The sequence below is a fragment of the Streptococcus sp. 27098_8_148 genome, from assembly GCF_041432105.1.
GTDB lineage: Bacteria > Bacillota > Bacilli > Lactobacillales > Streptococcaceae > Streptococcus > Streptococcus parasanguinis_AE.
Map to the genome: position 1 here is coordinate 77,928 of NZ_JAPVYY010000003.1, position 18,092 is coordinate 96,019.

21 protein-coding genes, 1 riboswitch and 1 other annotated feature are annotated in these 18,092 nt (G+C 39.4%); of the genes, 2 read left to right on the top strand and 19 right to left on the bottom strand.

The features are described 5' to 3' along the window. Positions 1 to 82: 82 nt before the first annotated feature. Positions 83 to 592 carry a QueT transporter family protein gene (locus O3646_RS03380; RefSeq protein ID WP_049474757.1) on the bottom strand — a complete coding sequence of 170 codons (510 nt, stop codon included), beginning with the start codon at positions 590 to 592 and terminating at the stop codon, positions 83 to 85. Further along, a riboswitch (PreQ1 riboswitch) is annotated at positions 590 to 696 on the bottom strand. (Overlaps the previous gene by 3 nt.) A gap of 28 nt (positions 697 to 724) precedes the next feature. On the opposite strand from O3646_RS03380, the gene O3646_RS03385 reads away from it, so the two are divergent. After that, positions 725 to 1,168, top strand: a complete 444-nt coding sequence (locus O3646_RS03385; protein ID WP_003006737.1) for a GtrA family protein — start codon at positions 725 to 727, stop codon at positions 1,166 to 1,168. Positions 1,169 to 1,193: 25 nt separating this feature from the next. Here the strand turns inward: O3646_RS03385 and O3646_RS03390 are convergent, their stop codons facing one another. The 16 genes from O3646_RS03390 to O3646_RS03465 all read right to left on the bottom strand — a co-directional run bounded on the left by O3646_RS03390 (position 1,194) and on the right by O3646_RS03465 (position 14,725). Continuing rightward, positions 1,194 to 1,901, bottom strand: coding sequence for a B3/4 domain-containing protein (locus tag O3646_RS03390; RefSeq protein WP_371610544.1), 708 nt, complete (start codon positions 1,899 to 1,901; stop codon positions 1,194 to 1,196). Continuing rightward, positions 1,898 to 2,362, bottom strand: coding sequence for a MarR family winged helix-turn-helix transcriptional regulator (locus tag O3646_RS03395; protein ID WP_371610545.1), 465 nt, complete (start codon positions 2,360 to 2,362; stop codon positions 1,898 to 1,900). Before O3646_RS03395 ends, O3646_RS03390 begins: the two co-directional genes overlap by 4 nt. 253 nt (positions 2,363 to 2,615) lie before the next feature. Further along, positions 2,616 to 3,587 carry a YihY/virulence factor BrkB family protein gene (locus O3646_RS03400; protein WP_371610546.1) on the bottom strand — a complete coding sequence of 324 codons (972 nt, stop codon included), beginning with the start codon at positions 3,585 to 3,587 and terminating at the stop codon, positions 2,616 to 2,618. Between the two features lie 83 nt (positions 3,588 to 3,670). Next, a complete protein-coding gene (locus O3646_RS03405) occupies positions 3,671 to 4,531 on the bottom strand; it encodes a methionyl aminopeptidase (RefSeq protein ID WP_049474762.1) in 861 nt (286 codons plus the stop codon). A 21-nt stretch (positions 4,532 to 4,552) separates the two neighbouring features. Further along, positions 4,553 to 5,830 (bottom strand): CBS-HotDog domain-containing transcription factor SpxR, encoded by a 1,278-nt coding sequence (gene spxR / locus O3646_RS03410; RefSeq protein WP_003006721.1) that lies wholly within the window; start codon positions 5,828 to 5,830, stop codon positions 4,553 to 4,555. Continuing rightward, entirely contained in the window at positions 5,823 to 6,374 is a 552-nt protein-coding gene (locus O3646_RS03415; RefSeq protein WP_371610547.1) for a GNAT family N-acetyltransferase, read from the bottom strand. The genes spxR and O3646_RS03415 overlap by 8 nt, the downstream gene beginning before the upstream one ends. 56 nt (positions 6,375 to 6,430) lie before the next feature. Further along, positions 6,431 to 7,690, bottom strand: a complete 1,260-nt coding sequence (locus O3646_RS03420) for a UDP-N-acetylglucosamine 1-carboxyvinyltransferase (protein WP_049471988.1) — start codon at positions 7,688 to 7,690, stop codon at positions 6,431 to 6,433. Between the two features lie 193 nt (positions 7,691 to 7,883). Continuing rightward, positions 7,884 to 9,074, bottom strand: coding sequence for a methionine adenosyltransferase (metK, locus tag O3646_RS03425; RefSeq protein ID WP_049490932.1), 1,191 nt, complete (start codon positions 9,072 to 9,074; stop codon positions 7,884 to 7,886). Between the two features lie 397 nt (positions 9,075 to 9,471). Beyond that, on the bottom strand, positions 9,472 to 10,698 hold the full coding sequence (locus tag O3646_RS03430) for an ABC transporter permease (RefSeq protein WP_371610548.1): 1,227 nt from the start codon (positions 10,696 to 10,698) through the stop codon (positions 9,472 to 9,474). A 139-nt stretch (positions 10,699 to 10,837) separates the two neighbouring features. Beyond that, the gene (locus O3646_RS03435) at positions 10,838 to 11,272 is read right to left on the bottom strand and encodes a hypothetical protein (RefSeq protein WP_223142016.1); all 435 of its coding nucleotides are present in this window, start codon (positions 11,270 to 11,272) and stop codon (positions 10,838 to 10,840) included. A 171-nt stretch (positions 11,273 to 11,443) separates the two neighbouring features. Continuing rightward, positions 11,444 to 11,911 (bottom strand): deaminase, encoded by a 468-nt coding sequence (locus O3646_RS03440; RefSeq protein WP_049490930.1) that lies wholly within the window; start codon positions 11,909 to 11,911, stop codon positions 11,444 to 11,446. Between the two features lie 321 nt (positions 11,912 to 12,232). Then, positions 12,233 to 12,592, bottom strand: a complete 360-nt coding sequence (gene rplT / locus O3646_RS03445) for a 50S ribosomal protein L20 (protein WP_000124830.1) — start codon at positions 12,590 to 12,592, stop codon at positions 12,233 to 12,235. Positions 12,593 to 12,641: 49 nt separating this feature from the next. Continuing rightward, entirely contained in the window at positions 12,642 to 12,842 is a 201-nt protein-coding gene (gene rpmI, locus O3646_RS03450; RefSeq protein ID WP_003003453.1) for a 50S ribosomal protein L35, read from the bottom strand. 33 nt (positions 12,843 to 12,875) lie between these two features. After that, entirely contained in the window at positions 12,876 to 13,406 is a 531-nt protein-coding gene (gene infC / locus O3646_RS03455; RefSeq protein ID WP_003003721.1) for a translation initiation factor IF-3, read from the bottom strand. 16 nt (positions 13,407 to 13,422) lie between these two features. Further along, positions 13,423 to 13,551, bottom strand: a sequence feature (ribosomal protein L20 leader region). A 23-nt stretch (positions 13,552 to 13,574) separates the two neighbouring features. Further along, positions 13,575 to 14,255, bottom strand: a complete 681-nt coding sequence (gene cmk / locus O3646_RS03460; RefSeq protein WP_003006695.1) for a (d)CMP kinase — start codon at positions 14,253 to 14,255, stop codon at positions 13,575 to 13,577. A gap of 14 nt (positions 14,256 to 14,269) precedes the next feature. Next, positions 14,270 to 14,725, bottom strand: coding sequence for an SAG1386/EF1546 family surface-associated protein (locus tag O3646_RS03465; protein WP_049522866.1), 456 nt, complete (start codon positions 14,723 to 14,725; stop codon positions 14,270 to 14,272). Between the two features lie 45 nt (positions 14,726 to 14,770). Here O3646_RS03465 and O3646_RS03470 point away from each other — a divergent pair, with 45 nt between their 5' ends. Further along, the gene (locus O3646_RS03470; protein WP_003003472.1) at positions 14,771 to 14,971 is read left to right on the top strand and encodes a ferredoxin; all 201 of its coding nucleotides are present in this window, start codon (positions 14,771 to 14,773) and stop codon (positions 14,969 to 14,971) included. Between the two features lie 9 nt (positions 14,972 to 14,980). Here the strand turns inward: O3646_RS03470 and O3646_RS03475 are convergent, their stop codons facing one another. Together O3646_RS03475 and O3646_RS03480 are read right to left on the bottom strand one after the other, a co-directional pair. Continuing rightward, positions 14,981 to 15,457: an EbsA family protein gene (locus tag O3646_RS03475; protein ID WP_049522867.1), complete on the bottom strand. Its 477-nt coding sequence runs from the start codon at positions 15,455 to 15,457 to the stop codon at positions 14,981 to 14,983. Between the two features lie 94 nt (positions 15,458 to 15,551). Then, positions 15,552 to 18,077: an LTA synthase family protein gene (locus tag O3646_RS03480; protein WP_371610549.1), complete on the bottom strand. Its 2,526-nt coding sequence runs from the start codon at positions 18,075 to 18,077 to the stop codon at positions 15,552 to 15,554. Positions 18,078 to 18,092 lie beyond the last annotated feature (15 nt).

Genomic DNA, 18,092 nt, shown 5'->3' on the forward strand with positions numbered 1-18,092 from the left:
CTTATTTTATCATAAAATCTTAATTTAGCCTTGAATTTACTGCATTCTTAGCATGAAAAAAAGGAGCCAAAGCTCCCTTTTCTTATTTTGTAAAATCGATCCGTTTAGAAAGTTGATTGATGACAATCGCTCCAAAAATCAAGGATGCAAATTCGCCCAATCCCATGGTCAACCAGTTATAGAAGAATGGTTGGCCTTGAAGGTAATAAAGTTCCAAGGCAATCGTAAACATGGAGATGGAAAAGAAAATCGCAAACAAGAAATGGTCTAACCGAATAAGGCCGTTGAATACGAACTTGTTTTTGAACCGACCAAATAGAATAAGTCCAAGTCCTAGGAAGACAAAGGTTGAACCTCCACCAACAAAGACATCGATCCATCCAAAACTAAATAAGTTAGCAATCATACAACCAAGCGTCACCCCAATCAGATACTTCTTATTGTAGAAGGCTAAGAAATTCATCATCTCCGAAACGCGGAATTGATAGCCATAGTAGGCCATAGCGTTAAGAGGTGGGGTAATGGTCAATACGATATAAATCGCAGCAACAATGGCAATTTGTGCCATATCACGAGCAGTTAACTGTTTCATCTATTCTCCTTTAGCGGTTTTCCCGCGTGTAATATGCTTGGCGAAAGGATCTTAAGCACCAAGGGTTGAAGGTTTGATTTCTTCAACCTTTCAAGTATAGCATATTTTGAGGTTTTATGGTAGACTGAATTTATGAAAATACTAATTAAAAAATTTTTTGATAATGAAATTTTATCCTATCTCTTTTTTGGGGTTGCCACAACCATTGTTTCCGTCGGAACCCGCCTCTTCATCTATCAAGTGTCTCGTGATGAACGATTAGCGACCGCGATTGGAAACATCGCTGGGATCCTCTTTGCCTTTGCGACCAACGATACCATTGTCTTTAAACAAGAAAGAAAGGGCTGGTTTCAGCGCTTGATTCGATTTGCAATTGCGCGCTCTGGGACCTTTATTCTAGATATGGCCTTGACTGAGATTTTTGTCAAGCAATTCCCAGGAATTATCGGGCAATTTGTCAACAATAACAAGAGTCAAATCAATCTGATTGAAACCCTCTTTGCACAAGTGGCCATTGTGGTCCTCAATTACGTCTTTAGTAAACTCTTTGTCTTTAAAAACAAAAATAAGGCTTGAAACGATTGTTTCAAGCCTTATTCTTTTAAACTTCTATACTTGCATGCTCTGCACTTAATTGATAGATGGTGCCTTCAACCCCAAAATAATCCTTAGCTAGATCTTTCAATTCCTGCATGGCTGTTTGGGCCCGTTTGGCCTGCTCCTCGTTGATGGCTTCAATGACCAAAATAGCGTCCTTGGTATCTTCAGTTAGCATGGTTCTTTGAGCCTCACGCCAATTCAAGCAACGGCAAACGGCGCCTTCTTGGTCGTAGTAGATGATCTCCCCTTCCAAAGCTGGCGCATCTTCGTCAGCTCCTAATGGAAAGAAAGGTTCGCCTCCTTTCGCTTGACCTAGAGAGAGGCCACCCACCAATTTATCCATATCTTCTCCCCCACAAGGAAGGGCATAAGCCATCGACACGCTATTGTAAAGATCCACCAAAGGATTAATCGGATAGAATTCACGTCCCTGGTAAACCCGTTTTAAGAGCGCCTCGATGGAAGATCGGGCTCCTTTTTTTGTTTTAAACTTGCTAAAAGCTTGGCGCCACTCTTGAACGAACTCACTCTGGGTATAGTTTTCTTCATCGATAAATTCCAATGCTCTCTTGGCACCCTTGTCCAACAATTCTTTGAAATAAGGATCCTTGGCTTCATCTACTGTATTATCAATACCATACAAGGACATCACTGTAATTCTAGATGTTGGAAATAAATCCCAAAATGCTTGATCGACTGTCACTTTCATTGCTTTACCTCACTATAATGTCTTTTTTGACCTTTTTTGACTTGCTCCCAATCCAAGGTGATATTCTCACGAACTCGGATCAGATACTCCTCTAACTGTGCGACTTCTTCTTTGGAAAATCCTTTTAAGGCAGTTTTTTCAGAGTAAAGATGCTCCCCTAAAATGAAGGGGTAAATCTGCTTACCTTTTTCAGTTAATTCCCATTCCTTGATTTTAAGGTTTTCACCCCTTGGACGCTGTTGAATCATTCCTCGTTCTTCTAGTTTTTTTACGGATCGGGCAACAGTTGAGCGATCGACTTTTAAGAGCTCAGAGAGTTCTTCCTGAATCATTCCAGGTTGCTCGGCAATTCGCACCAGATAGAGGTATTGACCACGCGCCAAATCTAAATCTCGAAATTCAATATTTGATATAGAATCCAGTGCTCGCGCAATGATGCCTATCTCACGCAAAATACTCATCTCACTCCTCCTTTCCTATTGACAATAGCATAACACATTTTTATTGCAAATGCAATAAAAATAGATAAGAAAAAAAGAGGCTGGGACAAAAGTCCTAGCCTCTCAATTATTTTTGAATTGTCGAGCAAGACGCAGTGGTTGAGTGGGCTCTACTACGCTGATCCCATCAGCTTTTACAGCCCTACTCAACTGTGCGGAGGTGGGACGACGAAATCGAATTCTAACGAATGACCGATTTCTGTCCCACTCTCCCTTATTCCGTTTTTTCTTTTTTTATCAAGCGTAACCGACGCTTTAATTTTTGTGAAGCTTCTCTATGCCGAAAGTCCACTTCTTCTGATTTTAACTTAGAGACAATTTCTCCACTGCGCGTTTGGAACTTGGCTTCTCTGGCAAATTGGATACTGGCGTTTAAAATACAACCAATAATCATGATTTTTGCCACCAAGATGAACCAGAACATGATGACCGCTAGGACGACCGAACCGAAGAAACGAGCATCTAAGAAATGACTCACATAACGATCCACATATTTCCAAAAGATATTCAAGATCGCATACAGGACAGCAACAACAAAGGTCGCCCCTGGCAATACATATCTAAATTTTGGAATTTTGACATTTGGAAGGGTGTAATAGAGCAAGACCAGACTGACAAAAAGCAAAAGGTAGATGGTCGGCTCTGTCAAATTCAGTAAGCGCACATAAATCGTCCGATCAAATGAAAAGGTCTGATAGAGATAACGAACGATCATTTTCCCAAACATGGAAAGGATCAGCGAGAGTCCAAACAAACCCTGCAAGGCAAAACTGATCAGAAAGCTAAAGAGTCGCCCCCAGATAATACCACGCTCCTTTTCCACCCCATAACTCTTGTTATAGGCTTTTTGGAGGTAGGCAATGCTCTGAGAGAAGATCCACAAAGCAGAAACAATCGAAAAACTCAGTAAGCCTGTTGACGGTTTGGTCAAGACACTCGAAATCATCTGTGCCACTATTCGATATAAGGAGGCTGGCAAGACTTTTTGTAAGCTCAAAAGAATTTGGGTAGGACGAATATGAAAGTAGGGTAAAATATTGGCTGCAATCAGCATCAAAGGGAAAATGGAGATCAGCAAATAATAAGCCACCGCAATGCTGGTGATATCAGACTCTGCACTCTGATAAAACCGCACGAAGCCCTTTATAAATGGCTGTCCCAGTACTTTTTGTAGGACCTTTTTCATTCGTCACCTCCCCATTTTACTAAAAAAGAGCAAAGAGCGAAACCAGACACTTGCCTTCAGCTCCATTCTTTCCTCTCTATTTTTTAGTATGTTCCTTCTTCACCTTGACTAGTCAAGATCACTGGACCATCTTTTGTAATCACAAATTGATGCTCGTATTGACAAGAAAGTCCACCGTCGAGGGTCTTATGGGCCCAACCAGTTTCCATATCTGTATCAATCTCCCAAGTACCGGTATTAATCATTGGCTCAATCGTCAAGACCATCCCTTCACGTAAGCGAAGACCGCGTCCAGCACGACCATAATGCGGGACCATTGGTTCTTCATGCATGGTAGGCCCGACACCGTGTCCGACCAAATCACGCACCACGCCATAGCCTTTGCTTTCTGCATACTCTTGAATCGCTGCACCAATATCTCCCAAGCGATTGCCAACGACCGCTTTCTCAATTCCCTTATAGAGACATTCTTTGGTCACGTCCATCAAATCTTTGACTTCTTGCGAAACATTTCCAACCGCATAAGCCCAGCAAGAGTCCGCCAAGCCACCAGTATAGGACTCAGTGTATTTCTTCATTTGCGCCACATTGTCAAAATCTAATTTCGATACATCCAAAACAGATTTATCAAGCGGTTCTGATAAGACCATGTCTACCTTGAGGAGATCACCATCTTTGAGAATGACATGACGTGGAAAAGCATGGGCTACTTCGTCATTCAAACCACAGCAAGTCGCATAAGGATAGTCCATGAGACTACCTTCTACACCGATTTGAAGCGGCAAGACATTGGCTTCTTTACAGCGACGACGGACATATTCTTCTACTTCCCATAGGTCAAGCCCTGGCTTGATCAAGTCACGTAATCCAATATGGATACTGGCAAGGAAATCACCTGCACGATCCATGGCTTCAATTTCACGTTGTGATTTTAATGTAATCATTGTCTCCTCATTTCTTTTTGTTTAATTAATCTTAATTGTAATGGTTGCTTTCGCAACTAGCTGCAGATCTAAATACAAGCTAAAATCAACCAAGGCCGAACGTCTGGTTCGTCGAACTAGTTGTGGTTCAATGCGGATCACATCATCCACCTGCACAGCCTGTAAAAAATTGATGATCAACTGTTCGACAATCAAGCTACGCCCACTGTGTTGCATCATCTTGCGAATAATCTTCATCAGCACTTCGATCATGACCCCATTGGCCAAAACACCGCTTTTCTCCAGCATACTTGGCTCCACTGTGAATTGGTAATGGTCGTTCTCTGTCTGAATCTTTTGACCGATCTGCTCACTAAAGGTTGGTAAGCTCGAAAACTGCACCTTGCTAATCCGATCCATGACATCCCGACGCGTAATAACTCCCAGCAAGGTCTGGTTATTACGAACAACAGGAATCATTTCATAATCTTCAGCGATCATCCGTTGGCTAATCGTCGCAATGCTGGTGGACAAATTAGTGGTAAAAATGGTCCGTGACATCACCTTATCAAGGGTCGTCTGAGGCGCCTTATCTCCAGCATCTCTCATGGTTACGACTCCCACTACCATCTGGTGCTGATTGACAACCGGAAAACGACTAAAGCGATTCTTTCGAACCAAATCTAAATAATCCCTTACCGTATCCGTCTCAGAAAGATAGCCGTACTCATGGAAGGGCCGATAGACCTGCTCGACTGTCAAGATATCCGTCTTGATCTGCATGTTAGACAAAGCCTTATTGATCATGGTCGCGACGGTATAGGTATCGTGTGAAGTTCGGATGACTGGGATTTGTACCTGATTGGCCAGATCAATCACATCCTCACTCACTTCAAAGCCACCCGTCACTAAGACCGCATTGTCATGCTTAAGAGCCAATCGTTGGATGCTAGTGCGGTCACCCACGATCAAAAGCCCCCCTTCAGACACATAGTCAAGGACGTGCTTTTCTGTCATGGCACCGATATAAAATTTATTAAATTCTTTTTCGAGTCCCTCTTCACCAGCTAATATTTCAGAACCGGTGATTTCTAAAATTTCCCGATAAGTCAGGTGCTCTAGTACAGCTTTTTGCGATTTGACACGGATGGTCCCGCTTCTAGGACGCGTTTCGACAATTCCTTGATTTTCAGCTTCTTTAATGGCACGATAGGCCGTCCCATCACTGACATTCAAAAAATTGGAGATACTGCGGACACTGACCCGTTTTCCAATCGGTAATTTTTCGAGATAGTCTAAAATCTCTTGGTGTTTACTCATAGAAGTCCCCTCTACCTAGGCGGAAATCATAATAATCGCGCATTTTACGCGTATAGCGGTCACTCCCTTTGAATTGACGAAAGAGACGAAAACCAGCCTTCAAAGCAACCTTTTGACTCCCTGCATTTTCAACATGGGTGACAATCTTAAGCTCCTTCAGTTGAAATTTTTCAAACGATAGAGAGACCAACTCTTTGACCGCTTCTGTCATCAGACCCTTTCCCCAAAAATCTTTGTGTAAAAAGTAGCCTAACTCAGCCTCTCGCTTAATTTCATCCAACTTTTCAAACTTGATGGAGCCAATCATCTGATTGGTTTCCTTATCACAGATCGCCCAAACCCCCAAAGGATTTTTCATGAAATAGTTGGCTAGTACATATTGAGTTTCAGCAAGATCGGCTTGTGCAGGGAAGATAAATTGTAAATTTTCAGGATTCGAAGCAATCTTATAAAAATCTTCCGCATCCTCAAAGAGAAAAGGTCGTAAATACAACCTTTGTGTTTCAATTAGTGAATAGGCAGCTAAGTTCGTCCAAATATTCATTTCAAACTCCATTGTTCGTGTATCCAGCCGCCACTATCAGATCCCAAGTTCTGTCACTATTCCTCTACCAACTGGATGTCTGCTCCAAGTTGGGTCAATTTATGAATAATATCTGAATACCCGCGAAGGATGTATTCCACATTTGTAATTTCTGTTGTTCCAGAAGCCATGAGACCGGCGATCACTAAAGCCGCACCAGCTCGAAGATCCGTCGCTTTCACACTGGATCCTGTCAATTGATTTGGCCCTTCATAGATAATGTGGTCGTTTAAGGTCGAAATGGTGGCTCCCATTTTAGCCAATTCTGGCACATGGTTGACCCGTTTTTCATAAATCGTATCAACAATGCGCCCACGTCCTGCAGCCGTTAAGAGCAAAGGTGTGATCGGTTGTTGCAAATCAGTCGCAAAACCAGGATAAGGAGACGTTTTAATCTGGATCGCCTTCAAGCCCGTCTGCTTTTCTACAAAGATGCTATCTTCAGAAATGGTCATGCGCACACCCATTTCCTCTAACTTGGCAATATAGCTCTCCAAATGCTCATACAGGACATTATTGATCTGGATACCTTCTCCAATAGCAGCTGCAAGGGCAATATAGGTTCCAGCTTCGATGCGATCTGGAATCACCTGATGTCTCGTTCCATGCAATTGTGGAACACCATCAATGATTATGATATCCGTACCTGCTCCCCGAATATGGGCTCCCATGTTGTTGAGCAAGGTTACCACATCGATAATCTCAGGTTCCCGCGCAGCATTTTCGATCACTGTCCGACCTTCAGCCTTGACCGCTGCCAAAATCGTATTGATCGTTGCACCGACACTAACAGTATCCATATAGATATTTGCTCCTTGAAGAGGCTTGCCATCAGTCGCAAGTTTCATACTAGAGCCATCCATGGTCATAGCGGCTCCCATTGCTTCAAAGGCCTTCAAATGCAAATCGATCGGACGTGGTCCAAGGTCACACCCTCCAGGTAGTCCAACAGTTGCTTGACCATAACGTCCTAACAAGCTACCATAGAAATAATAGGAAGCTCGCAAGCTATTGATCTTTCCAAATGGCATAGGCATATTCTTCACCCCACGTGGATCAATGATCAAACTGTCTTCTTTGCGCTCGATCTTAGCGCCCATGATGGTCATGATTTCAATCAGACTCGCCACGTCGGAGATATCCGGTACCCCATCTAGGGTCACGATATCGTCCGCCAGAATGGTCGCTGGAATCAGGGCTACTACACTATTTTTTGCACCACTAATGGTCACCTCTCCTTTTAGAGGGCGACCACCATTTATTACAATTTTTTTCATCTTAATAATTTATTAGCTCTTTCAAGTCTTTTTTCCTTTTACTATCGTTTTTGGTAACGGAAATAAAAGGGACAACGTATTCAAAATACTGCATCTATTATACCACAGATTGACCTATTTTTCCATCTGTAGGAATTTTCAAAACGAAAAAAAGCTAGGATCAACTTGACCCTAACTTTTCCATTTCAACTAATTATTTTACAGCTTCTTTCAAGGCTTCTACCTTGTCCAAACGTTCCCATGGAAGGTCAATATCTGTCCGTCCCATATGGCCATAAGCCGCTGTTTGACGATAGATTGGACGTTTCAAATCTAGCATTTGGATAATCCCTGCAGGACGAAGATCAAAGAGCTCACGTGCTGCTTTTTCAAGCTTACTTTCAGCGACTGTTCCCGTACCGAAGGTATCAATCCGAACAGAGACAGGTTGAGCAACCCCAATGGCATAAGCCAATTGCACTTCTGCTTTCTTAGCAAGACCTGCTGCTACAATGTTTTTGGCAATATAGCGAGCTGCATAAGAAGCCGAACGGTCTACCTTAGTGGCATCCTTACCAGAGAAGGCACCACCACCGTGACGTGAGTAACCACCATAAGTATCCACGATAATCTTACGACCTGTCAAACCTGAGTCTCCTTGAGGCCCACCAATAACAAAGCGACCAGTAGGGTTGATGAAGAATTTAGTCTCCTCATCTAGATAAGAAGCTGGAATCACTTCTTTGATGACCTTGTTAATCACATCTTCGTGGATTTGTTCATTGCTGACATCTGGATCGTGTTGAGTTGAAATAACCACTGTATCCACGCGCACTGGGCGGTCGTTTTCATCGTATTCAACAGTAACTTGTGACTTGGCATCTGGACGAAGATAGCTGATTTCCCCAGACTTACGAAGCTCTGCCAAACGACGAACCAACTTGTGGCTGAGTGAAATTGGCAATGGCATGAGTTCTTCTGTTTCATCCACCGCAAAACCAAACATGAGACCTTGGTCTCCAGCTCCAATCAAATCAAGTGGATCTTGATCTGCATTTCCACGAACTTCCAAGGCTTCATTAACCCCTTGGGCAATATCAGGAGATTGTTCCACCAAAGATGGGTGTACTCCTACAGTCTCAGCAGAGAATCCATATTCCGTATTAGTATAACCAATCTCTGCAATGGTATCACGAACCACACGGTTAATATCCACATAAGCAGTCGTTGAAATCTCACCAAAGACATGCACGGAACCAGTATAAACAGCTGTTTCCGCAGCCACGTGAGCTTCTGGATCTTGCTCTAAAATAGCATCTAAAATAGCATCTGAAATTTGGTCTGCAATCTTATCTGGATGCCCCTCAGATACTGATTCAGACGTGAAAAGTTTACGTTCTGACATAAAAATGTCCCCCCTTAAAAAATATTGTTATAGAGTTACAAAGTACTGATAGAAGATTTCTACCACCTTATCGGGACCATATAACACTTCATTATAACACATTACATATGATATGGAAAATGATTTTTCAAAAAGCCCATTAAATCAGCTTTTTCGGTCTATGCACTACCCAGTTAAACTGACTTAAACAGTCCTCAAAGTTCCTAAAAAGTTCACAAAAATACCCCGTAGGGTATCTATCAATTGACGAGTTCAGCAGGCAAGATCTAGCACCCTCACACGGTGCTTTTTTATCTTCAAAAATGGTAGACATCCGCGTACCAATGGGTACTCGAAAACCTACCACCTACTTAAATGATAACAGTTCTTTAAAAATTTTCAACCCTATCTACTTTAATCAGTCTCCATTTTTAAATAATATACCTCCAATAAATACCAGGACTCCTAAAACCAAGGATAAAATATTTGGACCTGTCCAATAAGGATCTAGCGTACCTATGATGGAAACAATAAATAAGACGGCTGATGTATTTAAGAGACCCACATTTCCATTCCTCATAGCTATGAAAAGGATGAAAGTCGCAATCATAAAACAAATATAATGGATGGCACCAATATATAAGATCAGTAGATACATGGGGTTTCCTAAAAATAAAGGAAAAATCATAATACCAAGGTGGCAGACTGCTATTATAAGGGCGCTCCATAACCAAGACGAATGAAGAATGATCCTCTTTGGCGAATTTTCTTTATCATTGTTTGATTGTATATCAGCATTCAACAGATCGTTTACATCTATCTCTCCTTCTACTTGAGAGTTTTCCATCTCTGATTTAGTTTCAATAGATGATAGATCTTGTACTTTCACCTTGGACTCCCAGCTATCTGCAACTTTCTCAAACAAACCAAAAACACGACAAGCAATATAAATCGATAAGAGAAGATAAAAGAGACCGTAAAAACTTATACGAGTGATGAAAGAGTATACTGCACCTATCTCAACAAGAGAAGATAAAATGAGCAAGAGAGAAAATACTTTCTGAAGTTTCTCACTTGTATTTGTGATCATAACATTAATCAGAAGTAGAAACATTAACTCCATTACAATGTATCGAAGTGTAAAAGCGTAAATGTCACTCGTTCTATCCATACCAATCAATATAAATAGTGGAGAAATATTTGTAGAGGCAACAAATAGTACTAAATAAGCTATCGATGATTTCCAACTATCTTTACTTTTCCAATTGTTTAAAAGCTCCCTCATTTCTACATTCTTTATAAGCAAGCAAATCCATATTAAACAAATGATATTTAGCAGAAAGGAAATGTTCATCAGATTTGTTGGGGAAAAAGAGGGTAAAACAAGCATAAGTAGTTGGATAATCGAGAGGAGAAGAACAGCTATCAATCCTTCAACATTTAAACGTTGCTTCATGATTCTCCAAATTACCCAGCAAATAATCATTCCATTCCATATAGAAAAAATACTAGAGGTAGTGATCAGTGGTATATCTCCATTTAAATTTTGGGCATTATAGCTCTCTACTAGACTACTACCATAAGAAACAAGATAAAGAATTGCTTCAAGAATTAGCAGTATACCATACCATTTTTTTCTAGACATAGATTCTCCTCCACTTTCTAAGAAAAGTATTTAACGATTCATTTATTTAAATTATAACACAATTTGTAACCGTTTTCTTAGTGCGTTATCAGTACTAAATAAATAAAAAAGATAGGATTGAACATCCTACCTGCTAGCATCACTCTTCATTTTTAAGCAATACAATTCCAATTAAATCCAAAATACCTAAACATAAGGGAGCAATTCGAAATATTTCCCAGTCCGGATCAAAAGCCAAGATGATAGACAGCAGATAGAGTCCAACACTCGCATAGAGAAGGCTTTTATTCCCCTTCTTCATCCCTAGTCGAATTAGAGAGGCTCCAATCGCAAGACTTAATAAGTTTGGACCAAGGAAAATCAAAACGACAAATCCCCAACCATCACCCCAAGGTGCAAAGTAAAAGACAAACAATACAAGATAGATAATGGATATGTAAAATGTCACTGAAAGAAGAATAGAATGTAAGCTATTTTCTTTTGGAGGATTCTGAACAAATACAGAATTGGGATAATCTTCACTGATCTTGCTATGTTCTTTATTATCTTCAAAATGTTTCTCTTGATTTGTCATCATTTTCTCCTACCTTTCTTATATTTTTATGTTTTTCCTTTAACACCATTATACTTGATTCCATTATTCTTTTCATGATAGCCATCTATTCAATGCTATCTCTTAAAAATTAATTTGGACAGGTTTACAATTAGATTGTTAACATATCATGAAATAGTTGGGAAATCTTCCCTAAATAAAATCAGCCTCTGCAATAGCTCGTTTCACTTCTTCAATTGGTAAATTGACCAGTTCTACTTCTTTTTCACGGTAAAGATACTCGGCATATTCATCGATGCGGTATTGATGGATATAAACGACCCGCTTGCAGCCGACTTGAAGCAATTGCTTGGTACAATTGAGACAAGGAAAATGCGTCACATAAGCTGTAAAGCCTTTGGGAATTCCACGTTCAGCTCCTTGCAAAATCGCATTGACTTCCGCATGAATCGTCCGGACACAGTGTCCCTCGACCATGAGGCAGCCATCCTCTAAACAGTGATCTGTCCCAGAAACAGACCCATTATACCCGGTTGCAATGACCTTATTATCCTTAACTAGAACAGCGCCTACTTTCGCTCGATTACATGTCGCTCGATTCGAAATCAGTAAGGCCTGTGCTGCAAAATATTCATCCCATGCTAGTCGATTATGTGTCACCTTTATATCCTCCTCATATCGGTTACGATTATTTTCATTATAGCATGAAATCAACAAGAAAAAAAGGGAGTGGGAAAGAACTCCTAATATAAAAAAGGTTGAAAAGGTTCCCCAAACCTTTTCAATCTTCCCACCCCCGCACAGCTTCAACAGTCTGGGAGACTGTTGAAGGTTGCAGATAAAGGAAACATAGTTTCCGTCAACATAGGTCATCTTTAGAGCTTAAAAAGCGAATAAAGATACCAATCAACCACTGCGTCATACAGTTATTTCTATCATACATCAAAGGCTGGACAACTTTTGCCCAGCCTATTATAAACATTATTTACCAAGTTTTGCTTTAGCTGCATCTGCAAGAGCTGTGAAAGCTGCTGCATCGTTAACAGCCAAGTCAGCAAGCATTTTACGGTTAACTTCGATCTCAGCCAATTTCAAACCATGCATCAATTGTGAGTATGAAAGTCCGTTCAAACGAGCTGCCGCATTGATACGTGTGATCCATAATTTACGGAAGTCACGTTTCTTTTGACGACGGTCACGGTATGCATAGTAGTAAGAGTTCATTACTTGTTCTTTTGCAGTACGGAACAAGATATGTTTAGCTCCATAGTAACCTTTAGCTAATTTAAGAATACGTTTACGACGTTTGCGTGATACAACGCCACCTTTAACACGTGCCATTTATATTTCCTCCAATATTTCCTAGAATTCTTTACTTACAAATACGCAATTATTTTAAGCGAGTAAGCATTGCTTTGATACGTTTAAAATCTCCTGCATGCACCATAGATGCTTTACGAAGATGACGACGTTGTTTCTTAGTTTTTCCGTGGAAACGGTGAGAAGTGTAAGCACGGAAACGTTTAAGTCCACCAGAACCTGTACGTTTGAAACGTTTAGCTGATGCGCGGTGTGTTTTTTGTTTTGGCATGATATTTTCTCCTTTTTTTAACTTTCTGACAGATTATTTCTTGTCAGTTGCTGGCGCCAATTGCATGAACATTTGACGTCCATCCATCTTAGCTCGTTGTTCGATGATCGCCACATCTTGTGTCGCTTCAGCGAAGTCGGCTAAAACTTTAGCACCAATCTCTTTGTGGGTAATCATACGACCCTTAAAGCGAATGGATACCTTCACTTTATTTCCTTTTTCAAGGAATTTGCGAGCATTGCGAAGTTTTGTATCGAAATCACCCTTGTCAATTACTGGGCTCAAACGAACTTCTTTCACGGTCACAACGCTTTGTTTTTTGCGTTGTTCTTTTTGCTTCTTCTGGTACTCAAATTTGAACTTACCGTAGTCCATAATTTTCGCAACAGGAGGTTTAGCTTGAGGTTGAATGAGAACCAAGTCAACATTAGCGTCGTCCGCAAGTGCTTGCGCTTCGCTAAGTGGTTTGATACCCAATTGCTCACCTTCAAGACCGATTAAGCGAACTTCACGTACACGAATTTCATCATTGATGAATAAGTCTTGCTTTGCTATGGTTTTCACCTCTTTTTTATTATTCGAGAAAAACAAAGAACGGACCTGCAAAACAGGCCCGAACTACATGATGTATTTCATTTCTGAAACTTGATCCGTAGGGGCCAGGCAACTTGCGTCACAAGGCGAGAAGTTCTCACTTCTGCTTTTCTCAACTTTTATATGATATCAAGTTTTTTATTCTTTGTCAAGAAGTTTTTTTGCTTTTTCTTCAATAAATGCAACAACGTCTGCAATTCCAACACCCGTTGTGTCAAAATGAATGGCATCAGCTGCAGGTTTCAAAGGAGAAACGGTACGGTGGCTGTCCTTATAGTCACGCTCAGCGATTTCTTTTTTCAACAATTCAAGATCCGCTGTGATGCCCTTTTCAACATTTTCCTTATAACGACGTTCTGCCCGCTCCTCAACAGAAGCGACCAAAAAGATCTTCAACTCTGCATGTGGAAGGACGACTGTCCCAATATCGCGTCCATCCATAACGATGCCCCCCTCTGCTGCAATTTCTTGCTGTAGAGTGACAAGTTTTTCACGGATCGGCGCAAGCGCTGCAACCCATGAAACATTGTTGGTCACTTGGTTATCGCGAATCGGGTGAGTAATATCCACGTCCGCTACAAAGACAAGCTGCTCTCCTTCTTCCGAACGACCGAAACTAATTGGATACTGATCTAAAAGGGCTAAGAGGTCATCAACCTGTTCAGCTGTCAGATTATTTTGCAAAGCTAGGTAAGTCGCTGCACGGTACATAGCTCCTGTGTCTAGATACGTATAGCCTAGATCCTTGGCAATGATCTTTGCAACTGTGGATTTTCCACTAGAAGCCGGTCCATCAATGGCAATTTGAATTTGTTTCATGCTGTCCTCAACTCCTACTGAATCTTAACGACATCACCAGGATTGGCATACCAAGATCCTGTAGACATATGAGATGGATTTAACTGTTCCAATTGGGCAATGGAAATACCAGCACGCGCAGCGATCGCTGCTTCCCCTTCACCTGCTTGAACAGTGATCGTGCCTTCTTCAGAGTTCTCATCTTTTGAACTATCGTCTTTAGCCGCTTGGTCATTTTGTGCTGCAGGGGCTGATGATTTCTGTTCAACCTTAGTCTCTCCATTGTAGAAACCAGACATTTGTTTTGATTTATTGCTGCCACCTGTTGAAAGGAAGATCAACAAGCAGACCATCGCCACTACTACTACAAAGAAAATAATGGCTAAAATCGTCAATAGACGATCTGCCTTGATTCCGTTTAACTTACTCGTTCTTTTCAATGTTTCTTCTCCATCATCGTAAATATCTTCTTCCCATGGTTCTTTTGCCATGACTTCCTCCTTGTTTTTTCTCGTAAAAATCATTACAATAGAAGTATGAAAGTTACGTTAATTCCAGATCGTTGCATCGCTTGCGGTCTCTGTCAGACCTATTCTGAATTATTTGATTACCATGACAATGGCATCGTTAAATTTGCTGCTGAAGAGGACGACCTCCTTGAAAAGGAAGTTCCTGTCACAAACGATGTTCTCGAGGCTATTAAAGAATGCCCCACCCGTGCTCTCTTAAAAGATTAAGAGGGCTTTTTATTTGTTTGCATAATACATCTCGTAGTAATCCACATGGATGAAATTGTCCGTCAGGATTACTTCTCCCTTAAAATAAGGATTTAAGGCAAGTGCATTGATAAAGTATTTTTTCGGCCATTTACGCATACAGAATGTTCGACTGCGCGATCCATCATTAAATATGAGCTTGATCGATTTCTTATTAACTTCGACCTTTTCGATCGAGTCAATCTGCACCTTGATTGGAGTAAAAGGATTGGCTGTAATAATCCGTAAGATCCCATCCTCATAGATCGTGAAGTAACGATGGACCCCAATCGCGAGCAAGGCCATAAATAAAAAGAACGAAAACAAAACTAGCGTTGGCACACTAGAGCTCTCATACATCAAGGCCAGTCCAATAAAGACCGGAATCACTGCAATGGACCAATAAGTCACAAGAATAGATAAGTCCGGTTGCCAATGATAATGGACCTTTCCAAATATCTTAATCATGAGCGTACCCCCATCTAATAGTTTAGCATAAAAAACAAAAAAAAGGGAGCCAGACAGCCAAAATCACGAAGATTTTTAACTGCTTGCTCTCCTTTTAATTGGATTTATTAGTTGGAACTTTAAAGAAGTCTTTAGAAAGGTAATCTTTCCCACTAATCAAGTCGTATTCAACCATTTTCAAATCCTCTGCAATTTCTTGCGCTTCTCCTTCTAAGGCCTTTTTATCGACACTTGCTTTTTTCAGCACTTCTGTCAACAAAGCATAGTAAGGTGAAACTTTTGAATTGGTCTGTTCAAAGACCATAGCAGAGAAATCACTTGAATTAACCAAAGGATAGTTCAATTTCGGTGCATCAAAATTACTCCAAATGAAGTAGTCTGTCTGATACTGACTCTCCGGATTATTCTTAAAGGCGGACTCAGGATAAAGACCTGGCAAATGATCCCCATAAAATACCACTGTAATCTTCTTATCGATTTTAGAAAGACTTTCCAGGAAGGATTGGGTGGCGGTGTCGGTAAAGGTTAAAAGACGTGAATAATTCGTTAGCTTGGTATTTTCATCATCTGAAAAACCTCTGCCTGTTGCTGTTAAGTCTGAAGGTTCTCCTGCTATAAATGGGGAGTGATTTTGAATTGTAATGACAGAAAAGAACTGATTCTTTTTAGCATCCATCTCTTTTAATACTGCCTTATACGTAGATTCATCACTTATATGTACTTCTTGATAACCTAAATCATAATTCTTTTTATCATCAATACTTATAAATTTATTGAATTTCAATCTATTGTAAATTACATTTCTAGAATAATTAATTGGAGATTCGAAATGAATAACTTCTTTATTATTAAATGAATCACTAACTGAAATTAGTTTTTTCATTTTAGGAGCAACCTCTGAGTACAATACAGAAACTGTAGGATTAATATTATAAAAAGGTAACCCCGTCAATGTTTGGAACTCCATATTTGCAGTTCCACCACCATAACCATCCGATTGCATTAATCCACTTGTAACTTTTGCCTTAATTTCTTGAATTTTTGGTATAGGATTTCTAGATAAACTTACCCCTTCAATTCTTGATGGGTCAGCAAAACTCTCACTTAAAACATAAACAATCGTTTGATTATCAATTAACTCATTTCTATTTTTATTGATTTCTAAAGCTACTTGATCATATTTCTTCTCAATTTCTTTGATTTTTTCTTTACTATATCCCTTCGGTTCTATAATTGGATCTGTTGTTATTTGATTCAACCATACATATGACAACGATCGATATCTAGCGTTTATGGAATTTCCTAACCATTTTGTATCTTGGAAATTATTTAACAAAGTAATAATCGGAACGTCATCAATAATTTTTCCATTATCTTTTCTTTTAAAAATAGAATAAACATTAATGGACAATAAGAGCATAAGTCCTAATAAAACAAATCTTAAGATCGTTGCACGAATAATTCTACCTGGATAAATATATCTCCGTCCTATTATATAGATAAACGTAAAAATGACTAAGGAAATACTCACAGTCATTAAAACCGAAGCATCTACAAAACTAAATAAAACAGAAGGTTGAAATACCCAGACCAAATCACTTGGCAAAATTGGTTCCGCACGCATACTAAATTTTATAGCATTCGCAACAATAAACAGAACACCACCAAATAAAATTAATATTGTCGTAAATAAATATCTATTAAGAAATATGTATAGAAAAATAAACAGATAAGATAAGCATAATATCTGAAAGATTACACCTCCAGGAAATATTGAGTATCCAACCAAAGGTTCCCCATGTCCTAGACCCAATTGAATTCCTGTATTAAATAATATTGCAAGACTAATACTTGTAAATACAGCTAGCGAAAAACTAGACCTATTTTTTACTACATCAACTTGTCCTTTTACAAAAAGCAAGCCAACTAAAGTCAGGAAAATACTTAAGAGTAGCAAATAAAATTCTAAAATCCAAAATTGGCTCAAGGAGTACTTTCCTGCTCCTAATTTCTCAAAATTTCCAGATACATACCATGATGTACGATACAAAAAAGAAAGAATTTTAGAATCAGTAAAAATGAACGAACAAACTATGCTAGAATGCAAGACATATTCGAACAGTTTCCCAATAGGTTCTAATTTTTTTCTATTCGCTTTATTATCATATGATTTTTTGATCTGACCCAAAACATAAGAAATCACTAACAATGATAAAATAAATACTAGAGAATTAAATTGCCAAAAATTATTTTTTTGGAAATGATCAATCTTATAACTAGGATTATTAATATTAAGCGAAATATCAATCGAGTATGATAGTATTAAATAGATTACGTATGAAACTAAAATTTTAAGGAAAAAAATCCATTTTAAAGCGTATTGTGAAATTAGTAAAACTAGAATTAAGAATGCAATTCCAAACCAAATACCAAACTGATTAACTATGAACAATACAGATCCTGTTGATTTGATCTCTTTAGAAATCAAATTTTGTGTTAAGAAAGTGTTGCTTATAAAAAATAAAAGAAAGAGAGTTATACAGTACTTTTGTGTTCTTGTTATTTTATTATAAATTTTAAAAAGAAAATCTCTAAAATCTAATTTCCTCTTTCTCTTCATTTTTTATCCTTTCTA